Source organism: Pseudoalteromonas sp. P1-13-1a (assembly GCF_001401875.1).
GTDB lineage: Bacteria > Pseudomonadota > Gammaproteobacteria > Enterobacterales > Alteromonadaceae > Pseudoalteromonas.
Genome location: NZ_LKDV01000035.1, coordinates 1 through 18062, shown reverse-complemented (window position 1 = coordinate 18062; position 18062 = coordinate 1). Strand labels below are relative to the sequence as shown.

Below are 18062 nucleotides of genomic sequence, written 5' to 3'. Positions count from 1 at the left end.
TTTGAACAGCGCATAACGTGGGCTGTATGTAATTTTCAGGGTTATGGGGAACAAATTCATGTTGTTAGGTCAACTTAACGCAGCGGCAAGCCCGCTAACGCAAGAGCAAGTACAAAAGCTGCAAGGCTTAGTGGCAGAACTTAATCCGATTCAGCAGGCGTGGGTAAGTGGTTACTTAGCAGCAAATGCAAACGCGTCAGCTCTTGGTGGGCAAACGCCTACGGCCGCTGCAGGCGATGCTGCACCGTTAACTATTTTGTATGGCTCGCAAACGGGTAATGCAAAAGGTGTGGCGACTAAGCTTAAAGAGCAAGCAGAGTCGCGCGGTTTAGCTGTAAAACTTGTGAGCATGTCTGACTACAAACCTACAGCCCTGAAAAAAGAAAAGTTTTTAACCGTTGTTGTATCTACCTACGGTGAGGGTGAACCACCTGAAGACGCTGAAACATTGTATGAGTTTTTAACCACCAAAAAAGCACCTAAGCTTGATGGTGTTAAAGTCGCCGTACTTGGTTTAGGTGATTCTAGCTATGAGTTTTTCTGTCAAACAGCAAAAGACTTTGAAGCGCGTTTAAACAAACTTGGCGCAGAAACTATTTTCCAACGTGCCGACCTAGATGTTGATTATGATGACGAAGCAGCCACGTGGATCACTGATGCACTTGATGCATTCGAACCTGATTTAAAAGCACAGCAAGATGCAGTAGGCGGGCAAGTCGTTTCTATGCCATTTGGTGCGCCAACAGCGGCAGCAAGCCAATACACTAAGCAAAATCCATTTGCGGCAGAGCTTGTTACCGTACAAAAAATTACAGGGCGTGATTCTACTAAAGATGTTCGCCATGTTGAGATTTCGCTTGAAGGCTCAGACATTACCTACTTACCTGGTGACTCATTAGGTGTGTACTTTTTAAATGACGAAGCGCGTGTAGATGAGCTACTAACACACACGCAAATCGATGCAAGTGCACAGGTAAAAGTGGGCGAAGAGTCATTGTCTATTCGCGATGCATTAATCGAAAAGTTAGAGCTTACTCAGTCATACCCAGGCTTTGTAGAAAAGTACGCAGTTGCAACGGGCACACCTGAGCTACTTAAGCTTGTAGAAGATAAAGCTGCGATGCGTGAGTACATTGAACCACGTCAAATCTTTGATGTAGTGGCACAAAATCCTGCAAAAATAGATGCACAAACCTTAGTTGATTGCCTACGTAAACTACAAGCGCGCTTGTACTCAATCGCTTCAAGCCAAAGCGAGGTTGAAGAAGAAGTGCACTTAACGGTAGGGTTAGTTGAGTTTGACGCCTTTGGCAGCGAACATTTAGGCGGATGCTCTGGTTATTTAGCGCGTCGTGCTGAAGAAGGGTGTAAAGTTAAAGTATTCAGTGAGCATAACGATAACTTCCGCTTACCTAGCGATGATAATACCCCCATTATTATGGTTGGCCCAGGTACCGGTATTGCACCATTCCGTGCATTTTTACAAGAGCGTGACTCGCGAGAAGCACAAGGCAAAAATTGGCTATTTTTCGGTAACCCACACTTTACACAAGACTTCTTGTACCAAGTAGAAATTCAGGGTTATTTAAAATCAGGCCTATTAAGCAAAGTTGACGTTGCATTTAGTCGTGACCAAGCCGAAAAAGTATACGTTCAAGACAAACTACGCAAAAACTCAAAAGAAATTTTTGAGTGGCTAGAAGCGGGTGCGCATTTTTATGTGTGTGGCGATGCAAACCGCATGGCAAAAGATGTACACAATGCCTTAGTTGATATCATCAGCGAAAACACCGGTAAAAGCTACGAAGACGCCGAGCAATATTTAAAAGACTTACGTAGCGCTAACCGCTATCAGAAAGACGTGTATTAATCACGTTTCTTATTTTATTAACAGCTAGCAGCCGTCACTGTAACAAATTTAGGATTTAAAATGAGCGAACAAGATAAAAACGTAAAACTTTCTGATAACGAACGTTTAAAAAGAGAAAGTAACTTTTTACGTGGCACCATAGAGCAAGATTTAAAAGATGAAATTACCGGTGGTTTTACAGCCGATAACTTCCAACTTATACGTTTTCACGGTATGTACCAGCAAGATGACCGCGATATACGCCCAGAGCGTGCAAAGCAAAAGCTAGAGCCGTTGCACAATGTAATGCTACGTGCACGTATGCCAGGCGGTATCATCAAGCCAGAGCAATGGCTTGCAATTGATAAATTTGCCGATGAAAAAACAAGCTACGGCAGTATTCGTTTAACAACACGTCAAACGTTTCAATTTCATGGTGTATTAAAGCCAAATATTAAAGGCATGCACCAAATGCTAAATAGCGTTGGCATTGACTCTATAGCAACTGCAGGTGACGTAAACCGTAACGTACTATGTACAACTAACCCTGTTGAGTCAGAGCTGCACCAAGAAGCGTACGAGTGGGCTGCAAAAATTTCTGAGCATTTATTACCAAAAACAAAAGCATACGCTGAAATTTGGTTAAATGGCGAAAAGGCAGAAACCACAGAAGAGCCAATTTTAGGCTCAACGTATTTACCGCGTAAGTTTAAAACCACGGTCACTATTCCGCCTAACAACGAAGTTGATGTGCATGCGAACGACTTAAACTTTGTCGCTATTGCAGAGGATGGCAAGCTTGTGGGCTTTAACGTACTCGTAGGTGGTGGCCTTGCTATGACTCACGGTGATACGGCTACGTATCCGCGAAAAGCAGATGACTTTGGTTTTATCCCACTTGAGCACACACTGAAAATTGCTGAGCACGTTGTATCAGTGCAGCGCGATTGGGGTAACCGCTCAAACCGTAAAAATGCAAAAACTAAATACACACTAGACCGCGTTGGCACAGATGTATTTAAAGCGGAAGTAGAAAAACGTGCTGGTGTAAGCTTTGCGCCAAGTCGCCCTTATGAGTTTACTCACCGTGGCGACCGTATCGGTTGGGTAGAAGGCATTGATGGTAAACACCATTTAACGCTATTTATTCAAAGCGGCCGTATTTTAGATTACCCAGGTAAGCCATTAAAAACAGGTTGTCGTAAAATTGCAGAAGTGCACCAAGGCGATATGCGCATGACGGCTAACCAAAACTTAATTATTGCCGGTGTGCCTGCCGATCAAAAAGCAGTCATTGAAGAAATAGCCCGTAACCACGGCCTTATTGATGACAAAGACACTGAGCAACGTAAAAACTCAATGGCGTGTGTAGCATTACCTACGTGCCCGCTTGCTATGGCCGAAGCTGAGCGTTACTTACCCAGCTTAATTGAAAAAACCGAAGCGCTACTTGCTAAGCATGGCATACCTGATGACAGTATTATTATGCGTGTAGTAGGTTGCCCTAACGGTTGTGGCCGCGCAATGCTTGCAGAAGCCGGTTTAGTAGGTAAAGGCCCTGGTAAATACAACGTTTACCTAGGCGGTAATTTAGAAGGTACACGCATTCCAAAACTGTACCTAGAAAACGTAGGTGAAGATGTTTACCTAGAGGCGTTTGATAAGCTAATTGGCCAGTGGGCAAGCGAGCGAAACGACGGTGAATGTTTTGGTGACTTTGTAATTCGCAAAGGCATTGTTGCTGAAGTAAAAGTATCAGTAACCGATTTTCACGCTTAATTAAATACCCACGCAGCGCGTGGGTGAGGTTTAAAATTGACCATGAGTGAATTTAAAAACATATTACAGCTTGATGAGCAAAGCCAAGCGGCATTGCTTGCAGATGCAAACGGCATACTAGCACCAATGAGTGTGGAGCAGCGTGTTGCATGGGCGCTAGAGCACTTACCGGATACCGCTTTTTTATCATCAAGTTTTGGTATTCAAGCGGCGGTAATGCTGCATTTAGTAACATCGCAGCGTCCTGATATTCCTGTGGTATTAACCGATACAGGTTATTTATTTCCAGAGACGTATCAGTTTATTGAACAAATGACTACGCGTTTATCACTTAATTTAAAAGTGTATAAAGCCGAGCTAAGCCCAGCGTGGCAAGAAGCTAAGTACGGTAAATTGTGGGAACAAGGCGAAGCCGGTATTAAGCAATATAATCAGCTTAATAAAGTTGAGCCAATGACACGTGCATTAAAAGAAATAGGTGCAGGTACCTGGTTTAGTGGCCTGCGCCGTGACCAATCATCGACCCGAGCAGACAAACAATTTGTCGAAATAAGCCGAGGTACGGTAAAAGTATACCCAATTATTGAATGGTCAAACCGCGATGTATACCAATACCTTACTAAGCATGATTTACCTTACCACCCGTTATGGGAGCAAGGTTATGTGTCGATGGGTGATGTGCACACTACGCGTAAACTAGAGCCGGGTATGAGCGAAGAAGAAACGCGCTTTTTTGGTTTAAACCGCGAATGCGGGCTGCATATTGACGGCGACGGTATTTAAAAAAGCGAATACTAAACAACTATTTAAACGCAACTTAGGTTGCGTTTTTTATTGCAAAAAAATTGCCTGATTAAGAATTTTTTATTAGACTTGTTTTTCAAGGATTCATTTTTAAGCAGGAACGCTATGAAATACTTCACCTACTTGGCAATATCAGTCATGATCATTGCTGTTATCTCTTTGTTTTACCTTAAAAAGCCTGATGGCCAAACGTGGCTTTCTGGTTCGTTAATTAGTGCTGAATCTCACAAAATTAAAGAAAAAATGGTCGCGTTATCTACCAATACGCTTAATCAGGCTGTGCAAGGTGCAAAGCAAGCGGGCGATAAAATTGCGCAAAGTGTAAACAGTGATGCCGCAACAATTAAACCAGGTAGCAAAATTTATAAGTGGCAAGATACAAACGGCCAATGGCATTTTTCTGATACGCCTAATGAAGATGGTAAAAGCATTGAGGTAACACTTGATGCCCGTGATGTAACGGTTGTAGCTGCAGAAGATACTTCAATTCTAAGCAGCAGTGCGAACACTTCAAAAAAGAGTATCCAGCCACCGACACCTACCGTTTACAACGCTGAATCTATTCAAAAACTGTTTGAAGACGCCGAAAAGGCAAAGCAAAAATTAGAGCAACGCAGTAAAGAAATACAAAGTATAGGTGGGTACTAGGCAAGTATAATTTGCTTGTAAAAAGCGATGAAATATTCGCGCATAAAAAAGCCTAGCAATTGCTAGGCTTTTTAGTTTTAAGTATATGATTAGTCAAGCATATTACGTAAAACGTATTGTAGAATGCCGCCGTGTTTGTAGTAATCCCACTCTTTAGGGGTATCTATACGTACATCGGCACTAAAGCTGACTTTTTTGCCCTCAGCATTAGTGGCAATAATGCTCACTTCATTCGTTTTATCGTACAAACCTTCAATATCAAATTGCTCTTGGCCAGTTAGGTTTAATGATTCGTGGCTTTCACCCTCTTTAAACTGTAAAGGCAGTACACCCATACCAATAAGGTTAGAGCGGTGAATACGCTCATAACTTTGTGCAACCACCGCTTTTACACCTAATAAAAGCGAGCCTTTTGCTGCCCAATCGCGTGATGACCCAGTACCGTACTCTTTACCCGCTAACACAATTAATGGTGTGTTACTTTTTTCATATTCCATTGCGGCATCGTAAATGCTGGCAAGTTTGTCATCAGGTTGGGTGCGAGTAACGCCACCTTCAGTACCTGGGGCGAGTAAGTTTTTAAGCCTAACATTTGCAAATGTGCCTCGCATCATCACTTCGTGGTTACCACGGCGAGAACCATACGAGTTAAACTGCGCTTTTTCTACGTCTTTTTCCTGTAAGTAAATACCGGCTGGCGCTTCAGCTTTAATTGCCCCCGCAGGAGAGATATGGTCTGTTGTTACTGAATCGCCAAGTTTAGCCAAACAACGCGCCCCTTCAATTGTTGGCACGCCTGGTGGCTCAACGCTCATGCCCTCAAAGAATGGTGCTTTTTTGATGTAAGTTGACCCCTCATCCCAATCGTAGAGCTTACCATCAGGTATTTGAATTTTTTGCCAACGGCTGTCGCCTTCGTATACGTTAGCATAGCTTTTTTCGAACATTTCTTTGGTTACCGTTTTTTGTACTAGTTCGTTGACTTCGCTTACGCTTGGCCAAATATTTTTCAGGTAAATATCGTTACCGTTTTCATCTTGCGCAAGTGGCTCGTTGTATACATCTATGTCTGTACGCCCAGCAATGGCATACGCTACCACAAGTGGAGGCGAGGCTAAAAAGTTCATTTTAACGTCTTGGTGTATACGCCCTTCAAAGTTACGGTTACCCGATAAAATAGAGCTTACAACCAATTTGTGTTTTTGAATAGCTTCGCTAATTTCATCTGCAAGCGGGCCTGAGTTACCTATACACGTGGTACAGCCATAACCGACCAAATTAAAGCCTAATGCCTCTAGGTCATCCATTAGGTCGGCTTTTTCAAGGTAGTCGGTGACCACTTGTGAGCCCGGTGCAAGCGATGTTTTAACCCAAGGTTTTACGTTAATACCTAGCTGCTTGGCTTTTTTAGCTACTAAGCCTGCGGCTAAAATTACACTGGGGTTAGAAGTGTTTGTACAGCTTGTAATGGCGGCAATAACACAGGCACCGTCGTTTAGCTCAAATTCTTGGCCTTTAAATTTTACTTTGGCTGCCCCCATAAACTGCGCTTCGTCTACTGGTTCATCTGGGTTAGTGGTTGGGCCTTCACTTTCAATGCGTGCTTCTTCAATATCGCTTTTATCACGACGCGCCATACGCTCATCTTGGAAACCTTTAAGGTGCTGGCCTATCACATCACCAGCTTTATCAAGTGTAATTCTGTCTTGTGGGCGCTTAGGACCTGCAAGGCTTGGCACTACATCGTCTAATTTAAGCTCTAGGGTATCGGTGTAATGCGCTTCGTCGCCTTCATGGCGCCATAAGCCTTGGTGTTTAGCGTAGTCTTCAATCAGTTTAAGGTGATCTTCATCGCGGTTTGTCAAACGCAGGTAGTTAATGGTTTCATCATCAATTGGGAAAATACCACATGTTGCACCGTACTCTGGCGCCATGTTAGCAATAGTTGCTCTATCAGCTAGCGGTAAATCAGCTAGGCCGTCACCATAAAATTCAACAAATTTACCCACCACTCCATGGTTTCGTAGCATTTCGGTAACGGTAAGTACTAAATCGGTAGCAGTGGTACCCTCGGGTAAACGGCCATTTAATTTAAAGCCCACCACTTGAGGAATAAGTAAGCTAATCGGTTGTCCAAGCATGGCGGCTTCGGCTTCGATACCGCCTACGCCCCAGCCTAGCACACCTAAGCCATTAATCATGGTGGTGTGCGAATCAGTCCCTACTAGGGTGTCTGGGTAGGCTATTGATTTTCCGTTCTTATTGTCGTTAAAAACAACACGCGCTAAAAACTCCAAGTTTACTTGGTGAACAATACCTGTAGCAGGTGGGACTACCTTTAAATTATCAAAAGCAGTTTGCCCCCAGCGTAAAAATTCGTAGCGTTCTTTGTTACGCTCGTACTCTAGCTTGGCATTTAAATCAAACGCACCGTCGTCACCGTAGCCATCTACTTGTACAGAATGATCTATTACAAGTTCAGCAGGAGAAAGCGGGTTTATTTTTGCAGGATCGCCCCCTAGCTTTTCCATTGCATCACGCATAGCGGCTAAATCAACAATGGCGGGAACACCTGTAAAATCTTGCATGACAACACGGGCGGGTGTAAAAGCCACCTCAGCTGAGGGTTTTGCTTTAGGGTCCCAGTCAAGGAGGGCCTGAATGTCTTGTTCTTTTATATTTACACCATCTTCATTGCGTAGCAGGTTTTCTAGTAATACTTTGAGAGAAAAGGGCAATCGCTTTGCTTTGTCGCCTAATCCTTTAAGTGAGTGAATATGGTATTGCTCGCCATTAATCGTTAATTGTTGTTGGGTGTCGAAACTATTCATTTTTTGCCCCTTTGATAGTTAGGATTATGTCCTTGATAAAATAACGTGTTTATTTGCCATTAGTTTGCAAAGTGCATACCAGAGATAATAAATATGACAAAACAGGCTAAAAAGCAGGTTGTGCAATGCATGTTTTTTAGACAGTCTTAGTATAGAAGTGCTACCTAAAATTGTTTTTTCAAGTAGCAAAAAATGAGTTTAAAAAAGGAGGTAAGGTTAGTTTAACCAACCTTGTTGTTTGCTTTTTATGCTTAAATATAAAAGCAAAAACGCAATAACAATCACTAAAATAGGCATAAACACTGCGCTTATCCCCAGCATTTTAATGCTATTTATCACAAAGAAGTTATAAAACTGCTGAATAAATATCGCTACCAACGATAGCGCAAATGTAGGTGTTGCAAGCGCATTTTTGGCCAGTAGTAGTATGCAGCCAAGGGTGCCACCTAATACCGCTACAGCAAATGCAATGGTCGACCACAAAGGCACGTTTGAATAGGCAGCTTGTTGATCTAGCGGGAGTTTACTTATCATTTCGGGGGTCATCATAAGGTGCATTACAAATGCAAAAACACCTAGTAAATTCCAAATAAGTGCTGCCCATAGGGCGGGTTTAAACCAATTAGGGGTGACGGAGGTTGCCATATTATTACCTTGTTTTTATTGTAATTTACGAGGTAATTAAAGAGCAAAAAGGCTCACTGTTCAAGCGAGCCTATACATATAATAAAAATGGCACAAAGCGCTAATGGCTAGCCAAATGAGATAGGGCGGCGCCCTGTTTTTTCATCAACCTTTGGTTTTTTAGTGCGTTTTCTTTTATTTTTTGCAGGCTTTTGCGCTGTTTCATTGGGCGCTTTTTCTACCTGCGGCTGGGTTGTTACCACTGGGCGCTCTACAGGGGTTGCATCTTCACTTAAAGTGAGTTGAAAAAGCTCGCCATCAAATTCAAGTACATCGCCACTGTATAATTTTTTCCGTTTTATTGTACATATTTCATGGTTAACCCCAACATAACCTTCAGCTATAAGGTTTTTAGCTTGACCGCCACCTTCTACTAAATCGAGTACTTTTAGTAATTTACAAAGCTCTATGGGCTCTTCTTCAAGTTCAATTTCTATATATTCTTCTGACATGGTTATCTCTGTTGGTGGCGCATAAGCAGCAAGTATAAAGGCTTGCACTGTTTTTTGCACCTAGCAAGCGCGCCCTAGCGGGATAAAAAAAGTGTGATAAATATAAAACTTTTTCAACTTTAAAAAAACTGCAGCATTTGATGCGTATGCTCTGGCAAAAATTTGGTGTGCTATTTGCTATTGCTTTGGCAAATAAAAAGTGTACCTACATAAATGGTAAGAATTTAACCGTTTTAATTGTTTAGGTCTGCATATAATTGGAGCAGTAAATGGGCATTAGATTAGCAATGAAAAAAGAGCTAATGGGCTTAGATAATTCAGATATGCTGACAGCAGATGATGTAAGAGCTCACCTGGCTAACTCGGTAAAAACAGAAAAAGAGAAAGATGAACGCGGTTTTTCGGTTATTTCTAAGTTCAATGATACGCACAGTCGGCTAATTAGTGGTGATCCACTTAAAAAATCAAAGTTAGAATTTGAACGTCATCGCTTATTTAACGAAGTTTTATACACTCGACAAAGTGTTGATGCATGGTTGGATAGCCAAACACGTTAATTTTGCTATCAATAGTTGCTTCTACTAGACTACATTTGTAATCAATAGGGGTAACTATGAAAAGTGGAATTTTAATTTGTGCGTGGGTACTTCTATTAACTGCGTGCCAACAACCAACTGTTTATGTTTTTAGCGAAAACTTGCAAGAGGAGCAACGCAAACAGCTAGACGCTGCACTAAATGCACAAAACCTCCCTTTTGAATACGTAGAGCTAGATATCCCATCGGATTTTGGTGAAGCCACATTGCTTTTATCAAGTGATAAAATTTACCAAAAAGAGACAGAGCAGCTAGCTACTATTATGCAGGGGCTAGGTTACGAGCCACAAGTTAACTATACAACGCGATCAAATCATTTTTATGGCGATGGCAATATAGGCTTTTATTTAAAAAATGCAGATAGCAATAGCCAATTTGTTATGCCTAAGCAGCTAAGAACAACCCAATGCAGCGACGATAAATACAATGATTTAGTGGTCAAATTTGTAAATGAGCATGTTGATTTTACGCTACCCAGTGGTGCAGTAGTGAGACTGAAGTGGGAGTATTTATATGGTTACGTTGTTATTTATTACAAAAATTATTCGCAAACATACAGCCACTCACAGCCATTGGTAAATACACCCTTTGGCGCAAAACCATCCGATACTTACACATTTACGGCACACGTAAATAATCCCGGTTGGCTTGATTGCTCATTGCAGATTGTTTATATGGATTGATCTAACCGTGGGTTTCTATGTGCTCACTAAGTTTAGCAATGCGTAAGCTCATGCCCTCTATAATTCGGTCTTTAATTTTTTCGCGTATCACATTTGGTAAGCGAGTCAGTGCCTCTGGGGTAATGGCAAGTACTATGGTGTCGGTTTTAGCGCGAGCGCTCGTACTGCGCTCGCGGTTATTAATAAATGCACCTTCACCGATAAACTCACCGGGCTCTATAGTGCCAAGCTCCAGCAAGTGGTTATGTTTAAAAACAAGTAACGCACCACTTAATACAATGTATAAGCGTTTGTCGTTATCGTATTGTTTAAATAAATGCTGATGCTGGTTAACTAAATACAATAACCCAAACGACTCTAGTAGCACTTGGCGTTCAGCAAGGGTGAATTCTTTAAAAAAGTGCAATCTATTCACTATTTCCATTTGTTTAAATAATGGAATGTGTTCTATTAATTTCATCCTAAGGCCAACGAGTAACAGTTAGAAACTAGTTAATATTGCGCTCTTTTAATTTGCGGGTCAACGTGTTGCGCCCCCAGCCAATTTTTATGGCTGCATCTTGTTTATGGCCAGAGCAATTAGCTAATGCTGTTTTTATCAGGCGAGTTTCAAGTTGTGCTTGAATATCAGGCCAAATATTTTCTTTACCTTGCTTAAGCTCTTGGTTGAGCCATTGCTGAAACGCATCAAGCCAATCACCTTCTTGTTGAACAGGCGCCGCATCAATGATCTCTGGTGGTAGGTCTTGCTCACTTACTAATTCACCAGGGGCCATAACGGTTAACCAGCGACAGGTATTTTCGAGTTGGCGCACATTACCAGGCCAGCTAAATAGCCTAAGTTGCTCTGTGGCTTTTGGGCTGAGAACTTTACTTTCTACTTGTAGGTCTTTTGCGCTTTTGTGTAAAAAGTGTTGCGCTAAGCGTTCGATGTCTTCGGTTCTTTCTCTAAGAGCTGGTAAACGAAGGCGCACAACGTTTAAACGATGAAATAAATCGTCCCTAAATTTACCCTGTTTTACCAAATCTTCTAAATTTTGATGCGTTGCAGCAATAATGCGTACATCAACCTTAATACTTTGGTGTCCGCCCACACGGTAAAACTCACCATCGGCGAGTACGCGTAATAAACGTGTTTGCACATCCAGTGGCATATCGCCTATTTCATCTAAAAACAGTGTGCCGCCATTGGCTTGTTCAAAGCGGCCTTTACGAACGCTATCGGCACCCGTAAATGCGCCTTTTTCGTGGCCAAATAACTCAGACTCCACAAGCTCTTTTGGAATAGCGGCCATGTTTAATGCAATAAACTGGTTTTCTTTACGCGGGCTGTGGTTATGTAAAGCACTGGCCACAAGCTCTTTACCTGTGCCTGACTCACCATTAATGAGTACACTCATACTTGAAGCCGAGAGTTTACCTATCGCTCTGAACACTTCCTGCATCGCAGGGGCTTCGCCAATAATATGGGCACTTTTAGGTGGGGCTTGTTTACGTTTGGTTTTTTTAGTTGAGTTTGCTCTGCAGGCACTTTCGATTAAGGCCACTGCTTCGTTTAAATCAAAGGGTTTGGCTAAGTACTCAAACGCGCCTTTTTGAAACGCGTTAACTGCAGAGTCTAAATCTGAGTGCGCGGTCATTATAATAACCGGCAGCCCAGGGTTTTGCTCTGCTATCAGTTCAAGCAGTGCCATGCCATCCATGCCTGGCATCCGTACGTCAGATACCAACACGGTTGGCTGGCTAAATTTTAGCGCACTTAACACGTCTTGCGCATTGGCGAAGCTTTCTGCTTCAAATCCTGCACGTGTTAGCGCCTTTTCTAATACAAAGCGAATTGATGCGTCATCATCTACAAGCCAAACTGTTTTCATGCCAACTCCAAAACATTAATCTGCAAAAGGCAGATAGATATTAAATTCAGTATGGCCAGGCCAGCTATCGCAGTCTATATAACCATCGTGCTGATCGATGAGCGTTTGTGCGATTGAAAGCCCTAGCCCTGAGCCACCTTCTTTGTTGGTGATCATCGGGTAAAACAATGTCTCGCGAACGCTAGGGTCTATGCCTGGTCCATTATCAGAAACCTGGATCAACAAGGCTTTTTTAGGGGCTTTTCCGGGGCGGCGATATTGATGATTAATGCGGGTTTTTATTTTTATCTCACCGCCATCCACTAACGCCTGTTGAGCATTACGAACTATGTTAAGTACTACTTGCTGAACTTTGCCTTGGTCTATAAACACATCTGGAATACTTGGATCGTAGTCTTTAACTAGATTAATATTTTTACAGTTATCTAATGTGCTTAATTTGACAACCGACTCAAGTGTTTGGTGAATATTGCCATACGACTTTTGCGGAAGCTGATTTGGCCCAAGTAGCCTATCAACTAATTCACGTAATCGGTCTGCTTGCTCAATTATAAGTTCAGCGCATTCGTCCCTTTCTTGTTGATCCACCTCGTACTGCAATAACTGCGCCGCTCCGCGTATTCCTCCTAAAGGATTTTTAATTTCGTGAGCAAGTCCTCTAATCAAATTTCGCGCTGCTTGATATTGATGCATTTGATTAGAGGCTTTGTCGTGTTTTATTTCTTCATCGGTTTTACGACACTCGAGCAAAATATAGCGCTCGTTTTCAAATTTAACTTGGCGTGATGTAATGGCTATTTTCGCATGTCGAGAATCTATAAAGACCACGTCAGCTCTGTGCTGGCTGCAATCTACACCATCAATAAGTGAGTACTGAGCTATGCGTTCTAAATCCACAGAGTGGTAATTAAATAAGCTGTTAAAGGTCTGCCCAATAATGCGTTTTTTACCCAGGCCAAGTAGCTCGCTAGTGCTGGTATTGGCATAAACAAGGATAAAATTTTTATCAAGTAACATGACCGATGTTGTTTGGTTTTGCCAAATGGCATTAAGAAGTTCGGGGCTGAAATTTTGTTTGTTTGGCATCTTTGCACCACTTTAGTGCGTTAATATTTGCAAGCAAGTTTTGATCAGTAAATACTGCTGCGCTAATTTTATTATCTGAGTCATTGTACTTAGTTTATAGCCTTTCTTTGCATAACAAAGGTGCTAGGCTGACTGATAGCAATGGCTTGATTTTGTTTGTTATAAAGTTTGAGATACAAAGTATGAGTGCCGTTTTCAACGTTCCGTATAGCAAATGTTGATAAACCGCTTGCAGGCCCATACGCATTACCGTTTAAAAATAGCTGTACAGTAAAGCCTGCCTCAAAACGCGGTGTTATTCGGCTTGTGACGTACACTGAGCCTGTGTTCTCGCGCACAGTTTGGTTATGAGTAGGTGACGATATCATAATTTGAAAACGATTAAGGCGCGTTGGTTGTAGTGAATCAGGGGTGTGTTTATCGGTATCAGACAAAGTAAGATCTTGGCTATTTAATTTTATTTCATGCGCGCCGCTGCGTGGTGTATCTGAGAACACTAAAACACCATTTTTATCTTTCCAAGCATAAATCTTATCATTGCCTGCGTAACTATAAATGCTTAATCCTAAAGCAAAAAATAGTAATAATATCCTGTAATTCACATTGCTACCCTGCATCTTTTGTAATTACATAACTTTAGTGGAGATAACCCTAATTTACCATAAAAAAAAGCCCGCTAAGCGGGCTTGAGAACACACATTTATTATCTTATCGATAATTTACTCTACAGCGTATTAAACGCTGTAGTACATTTCAAACTCAACTGGGTGAGTTGTCATGTTAAGCTTTTCAACTTCTTGAGATTTAAGAGCAATGTAAGCGTCGATTAAATCATCGGTAAATACGCCACCTTGCGTTAAGAATTCACGATCAGCACTTAGTGCTTCTAGCGCTTCTTCTAAAGAAGATGCAACTTGTGGAATTTCTGCTGCTTCTTCTGCAGGTAGGTCATATAAATCCTTATCCATAGCATCGCCAGGGTGGATTTTGTTTTTAATACCGTCAAGGCCAGCCATTAGCATTGAAGCAAATGCTAGGTAAGGGTTAGCTGTTGGATCAGGGAAACGTACTTCTATACGACGACCCTTTTCAGATGGTACTACTGGGATACGGATTGATGCAGAGCGGTTACGCGCAGAGTATGCAAGCATTACTGGCGCTTCAAAACCCGGTACTAAACGTTTGTACGAGTTAGTAGAAGCGTTTGCAAATGCGTTAATTGCTTTAGCATGCTTGATAATACCGCCAATGTAGTAAAGTGCATCTTCAGAAAGACCGCCGTACTTATCACCAGCAAAAAGGTTAACACCGTCTTTTGCTAAAGATTGGTGACAGTGCATACCAGAGCCGTTATCACCTACAACAGGCTTAGGCATAAATGTGGCTGTTTTTCCGTAAAGGTGAGCCATGTTATGGATAACATATTTCATCTCTTGGATTTCATCCGCTTTTAATACCATTGTATTAAAGCGAGTCGCGATTTCGTTTTGACCAGCTGTAGCAACTTCGTGGTGGTGCGCTTCTACTACTTGGCCTAGTTCTTCAAGTACTAAACACGTAGCTGAACGCCAATCTTGTGAAGAGTCAACAGGTGAACAAGGGAAGTAACCACCTTTAACACCTGGACGGTGGCCAGTGTTACCACCTTCATACTCTTTGTCTGAGTTCCATGCTGCTTCAACAGCATCAATTTTGTACATAGAACCAGACATATCTGACTTGTATTTAACATCATCAAATAGGAAGAATTCTGGCTCAGGGCCAAATAAAACAGTGTCTGCGATACCGGTAGATTTCATGTACTCTTCAGCGCGCTTAGCAACCGAACGAGGGTCACGCTCGTAACCTTGTAATGTAGATGGTTCTACAACATCACAACGCACGATAAGCGTTGCTTCTTCTGTAAATGGGTCTAATTTTACTGAATCAGCAACAGGCATAAGTACCATGTCTGATTCGTTAATGCCTTTCCAACCTGCAATTGAAGAGCCGTCGAACATTTTGCCGTCTTCAAAAAAATCTTCATCTACTTGGTGATGAGGAATAGAAACATGTTGTTCTTTACCTCGAGTATCAGTAAAGCGTAAATCAATGAACTTAACGTCATTTTCTTTAATAAAATCTAAAACCGATTGTGACATGTGTCCTCCAACTGTTGGGTTTTATTATTGCTGCATTAAATGCTTTGGATTTAGGTAAGCCGATTTTATGCCATTATTTTAACTTGCTGTTTATTAAGGCTAAAATTGTTATTGCACAAAAGTGGTCATGCACTTTGCACTTTTGTGGTGCGTAAAATATCCATATTGGTGCAAAAATTTCACGCTTTATTCTGCACGTATTTTAATCACCTAAATCAGCTTAACTTAAATAGTAAATAGTGCCAAAGCAAACAACAAATTAGCTAAAAAACGACAATTTATGTAATTTTCCGAAATTTATTTCATATAATTGTCATATAAAAAACAGATACTTAGTAAAAGTATTGAGAAAGTTTTTAAAATTATATTGGATAAACTTTCATCCATGTCATTAATGAGGGATAATATGCGCCCTTTTAAATCCTATGCTGGGACATCTGGTGAAAACGCAGATGAGTGCGTAGATCTTGCAGGATCAATGAGAATAAACTTCTCTGAGTAAAAATATGAGCATCGAACAGTTAAGAAATATAGCGATTATCGCGCACGTTGACCACGGTAAAACAACGTTGGTTGACAAACTACTTGAGCAATCAGGTACATTAGAAACACGCGGCGGTAACGAAGAGCGTGTGATGGACTCAAACGACATTGAGAAAGAACGTGGTATTACCATTTTGGCTAAAAATACGGCCATTTCATGGAAAGATTACCATATCAATATCGTAGATACCCCGGGACACGCCGATTTTGGTGGTGAAGTTGAACGCGTACTTTCGATGGCTGACTCAGTATTATTACTTGTTGATGCTCAAGAAGGTCCAATGCCGCAAACGCGTTTCGTAACGCAAAAAGCATTTGCGCAAGGCTTAAAGCCAATTGTTGTTATCAATAAAATTGACAAGCCAGGTGCACGCCCTGATTGGGTTATGGATCAAATCTTTGATTTATTTGATAACCTAGGTGCAACTGATGAACAGTTAGATTTTAAAGTAATCTACGCTTCAGCAATCAACGGCTGGGCTACATTAGATTTAGACGAGCCGTCTGACAACATGGAACCTATGTTCCAAATGATTGTTGACGAAGTATCACCACCAGAAGCTGATCCTGAAGGTGATTTCCAAATGCAAATCTCTCAGCTTGATTACAACTCTTATAAAGGTGTAATTGGTGTTGGTCGTATTAAGCGTGGTTCTGTTGCGCCAAACCAACAAGTGACTATCATCAGTGCTGATGGTACAACTCGTAACGGTAAAATTGGTTCAGTGCAAAGCTACTTAGGCCTTGAGCGTATTGAAACTGACCGTGGTTACGCAGGTAATATCGTAACAGTAACGGGTATTGGTGAGCTTAAAATTTCAGACACAGTGTGTGCACCTAACAATGTTGAAGCGCTACCTCCACTAAGTGTTGATGAGCCTACAGTAACAATGACGTTCTCTGTAAATACATCACCGTTTGCTGGTAAAGAAGGTAAATTTGTAACCTCACGTAACATTCTTGAGCGTTTACAAAACGAGCTTGTACACAACGTTGCACTTCGTGTTGAAGAAACGGATAACCCAGATAGCTTCCGTGTATCTGGCCGTGGTGAATTACACCTTGGTATCTTAATCGAAAACATGCGTCGTGAAGGTTACGAGCTAGCTGTATCACGTCCTGAAGTTATTCTACGTGAAGTAGACGGTGTACTAGAAGAACCGTACGAAACAGTAACAATTGACTGTGAAGAAGAACACCAAGGTTCTATCATGGAGCAAATTGGTCTTCGTAAAGGTGAACTTACCGACATGTCTCCTGATGGTAAAGGCCGTATGCGTATGGACTTTATGATCCCAAGCCGTGGTTTAATCGGTTTCCAAACTGATTTCATGACGCTTACCTCTGGTTCAGGTCTTATGTACCATACGTTCGATCACTACGGTCCTCATAAAGGTGGTACTATTGGCTCACGTAAGAACGGTGTAATGATTGCAAATGCAACTGGTAAAGCACTTACTAATGCATTATTCAACCTACAAGAGCGTGGTAAATTATTCATCGGTCACGGTGTTGAAGTTTACGAAGGTATGGTTATCGGTATTCATAGCCGTGATAACGACCTAACAGTTAACGCACTTAAAGGTAAGCAACTTACTAACGTTCGTGCATCTGGTACAGATGAAGCGCAAACACTTACGCCACCATTGAACTACACACTTGAGCAAGCGCTTGAGTTTATCGATGATGACGAGTTAGTAGAAGTAACACCTGAGAACATTCGTATTCGTAAGCGTCACTTAACTGAAAGTGAGCGTAAACGTGCGGGTCGTGCAGCTAAAGCTTAATTGCCTTTAGAATAAGCATAGTAAAAGCCGCTGTATTGCAAAATACAGCGGCTTTTTTGTTTTTAAAGTAGAGAAGCTTTCAGTTTTTAGTTATTAGTATTGAGATCTAAAGGGCAATGCCTCTTATTCTCTTTGTGAATAATTAACTTAAAAAATATTTGCACAAAGAGAAGGGAGTGAGCAGTAAAAGAGTCAGAGCTGAAACAATCGATAACTCAAAGCATCTGTAATTGGTGCTAGGATATTTTTTCGTTGGGTTTCGCTGCGCTCGACCCAACCTACGTCTCAACTATTTATTAGTGGTT

Annotated in this window: 15 protein-coding genes; 7 read left to right on the top strand and 8 right to left on the bottom strand. The window is 41.6% G+C overall.

The features are described from left to right. Positions 1-58 precede the first annotated feature (58 nt). The 4 genes from AN391_RS17055 (at position 59) to AN391_RS17040 (ending at position 5080) form a co-directional block, all read left to right on the top strand. The gene (locus AN391_RS17055; RefSeq protein ID WP_055016514.1) at positions 59-1870 is read left to right on the top strand and encodes an assimilatory sulfite reductase (NADPH) flavoprotein subunit; all 1812 of its coding nucleotides are present in this window, start codon (positions 59-61) and stop codon (positions 1868-1870) included. Positions 1871-1930: 60 nt separating this feature from the next. Then, complete coding sequence (gene cysI / locus AN391_RS17050; RefSeq protein WP_055016513.1) at positions 1931-3628, top strand: assimilatory sulfite reductase (NADPH) hemoprotein subunit; 1698 nt, start codon at positions 1931-1933, stop codon at positions 3626-3628. Positions 3629-3670: 42 nt separating this feature from the next. Then, entirely contained in the window at positions 3671-4411 is a 741-nt protein-coding gene (locus tag AN391_RS17045) for a phosphoadenylyl-sulfate reductase (RefSeq protein WP_055016512.1), read from the top strand. Between the two features lie 126 nt (positions 4412-4537). After that, complete coding sequence (locus AN391_RS17040; protein WP_055016511.1) at positions 4538-5080, top strand: DUF4124 domain-containing protein; 543 nt, start codon at positions 4538-4540, stop codon at positions 5078-5080. A gap of 89 nt (positions 5081-5169) precedes the next feature. On the opposite strand, the gene acnA is transcribed toward AN391_RS17040, so the two are convergent. From acnA to AN391_RS17025, 3 genes are all read right to left on the bottom strand, one after another. After that, positions 5170-7911 carry an aconitate hydratase AcnA gene (acnA, locus tag AN391_RS17035; RefSeq protein WP_055016510.1) on the bottom strand — a complete coding sequence of 914 codons (2742 nt, stop codon included), beginning with the start codon at positions 7909-7911 and terminating at the stop codon, positions 5170-5172. A gap of 216 nt (positions 7912-8127) precedes the next feature. Beyond that, on the bottom strand, positions 8128-8556 hold the full coding sequence (locus AN391_RS17030; protein ID WP_055016509.1) for a hypothetical protein: 429 nt from the start codon (positions 8554-8556) through the stop codon (positions 8128-8130). Positions 8557-8663: 107 nt separating this feature from the next. Further along, entirely contained in the window at positions 8664-9047 is a 384-nt protein-coding gene (locus tag AN391_RS17025) for an RNA-binding S4 domain-containing protein (protein ID WP_055016532.1), read from the bottom strand. Positions 9048-9316: 269 nt separating this feature from the next. On the opposite strand from AN391_RS17025, the gene AN391_RS17020 reads away from it, so the two are divergent. After that, positions 9317-9604: a hypothetical protein gene (locus tag AN391_RS17020; RefSeq protein ID WP_055016508.1), complete on the top strand. Its 288-nt coding sequence runs from the start codon at positions 9317-9319 to the stop codon at positions 9602-9604. A gap of 56 nt (positions 9605-9660) precedes the next feature. After that, on the top strand, positions 9661-10326 hold the full coding sequence (locus AN391_RS17015; RefSeq protein ID WP_055016507.1) for a hypothetical protein: 666 nt from the start codon (positions 9661-9663) through the stop codon (positions 10324-10326). Position 10327: 1 nt separating this feature from the next. On the opposite strand, the gene AN391_RS17010 is transcribed toward AN391_RS17015, so the two are convergent. The 5 genes from AN391_RS17010 to glnA form a co-directional block, all read right to left on the bottom strand. Further along, complete coding sequence (locus AN391_RS17010; protein WP_055016506.1) at positions 10328-10786, bottom strand: cyclic nucleotide-binding domain-containing protein; 459 nt, start codon at positions 10784-10786, stop codon at positions 10328-10330. 28 nt (positions 10787-10814) lie between these two features. After that, positions 10815-12200 (bottom strand): nitrogen regulation protein NR(I), encoded by a 1386-nt coding sequence (gene ntrC / locus AN391_RS17005; protein WP_055016505.1) that lies wholly within the window; start codon positions 12198-12200, stop codon positions 10815-10817. A gap of 15 nt (positions 12201-12215) precedes the next feature. Next, positions 12216-13286, bottom strand: a complete 1071-nt coding sequence (gene glnL / locus AN391_RS17000; RefSeq protein WP_055016504.1) for a nitrogen regulation protein NR(II) — start codon at positions 13284-13286, stop codon at positions 12216-12218. A gap of 89 nt (positions 13287-13375) precedes the next feature. Then, on the bottom strand, positions 13376-13888 hold the full coding sequence (locus AN391_RS16995; RefSeq protein ID WP_138541526.1) for a DUF4124 domain-containing protein: 513 nt from the start codon (positions 13886-13888) through the stop codon (positions 13376-13378). Positions 13889-14020: 132 nt separating this feature from the next. Then, entirely contained in the window at positions 14021-15427 is a 1407-nt protein-coding gene (gene glnA / locus AN391_RS16990) for a glutamate--ammonia ligase (RefSeq protein ID WP_055016502.1), read from the bottom strand. A 506-nt stretch (positions 15428-15933) separates the two neighbouring features. Between glnA and typA the strand changes: the two genes are divergently transcribed. Beyond that, positions 15934-17757, top strand: a complete 1824-nt coding sequence (gene typA, locus AN391_RS16985) for a translational GTPase TypA (protein WP_055016501.1) — start codon at positions 15934-15936, stop codon at positions 17755-17757. The last annotated feature ends 305 nt before the right edge of the window (positions 17758-18062 follow it).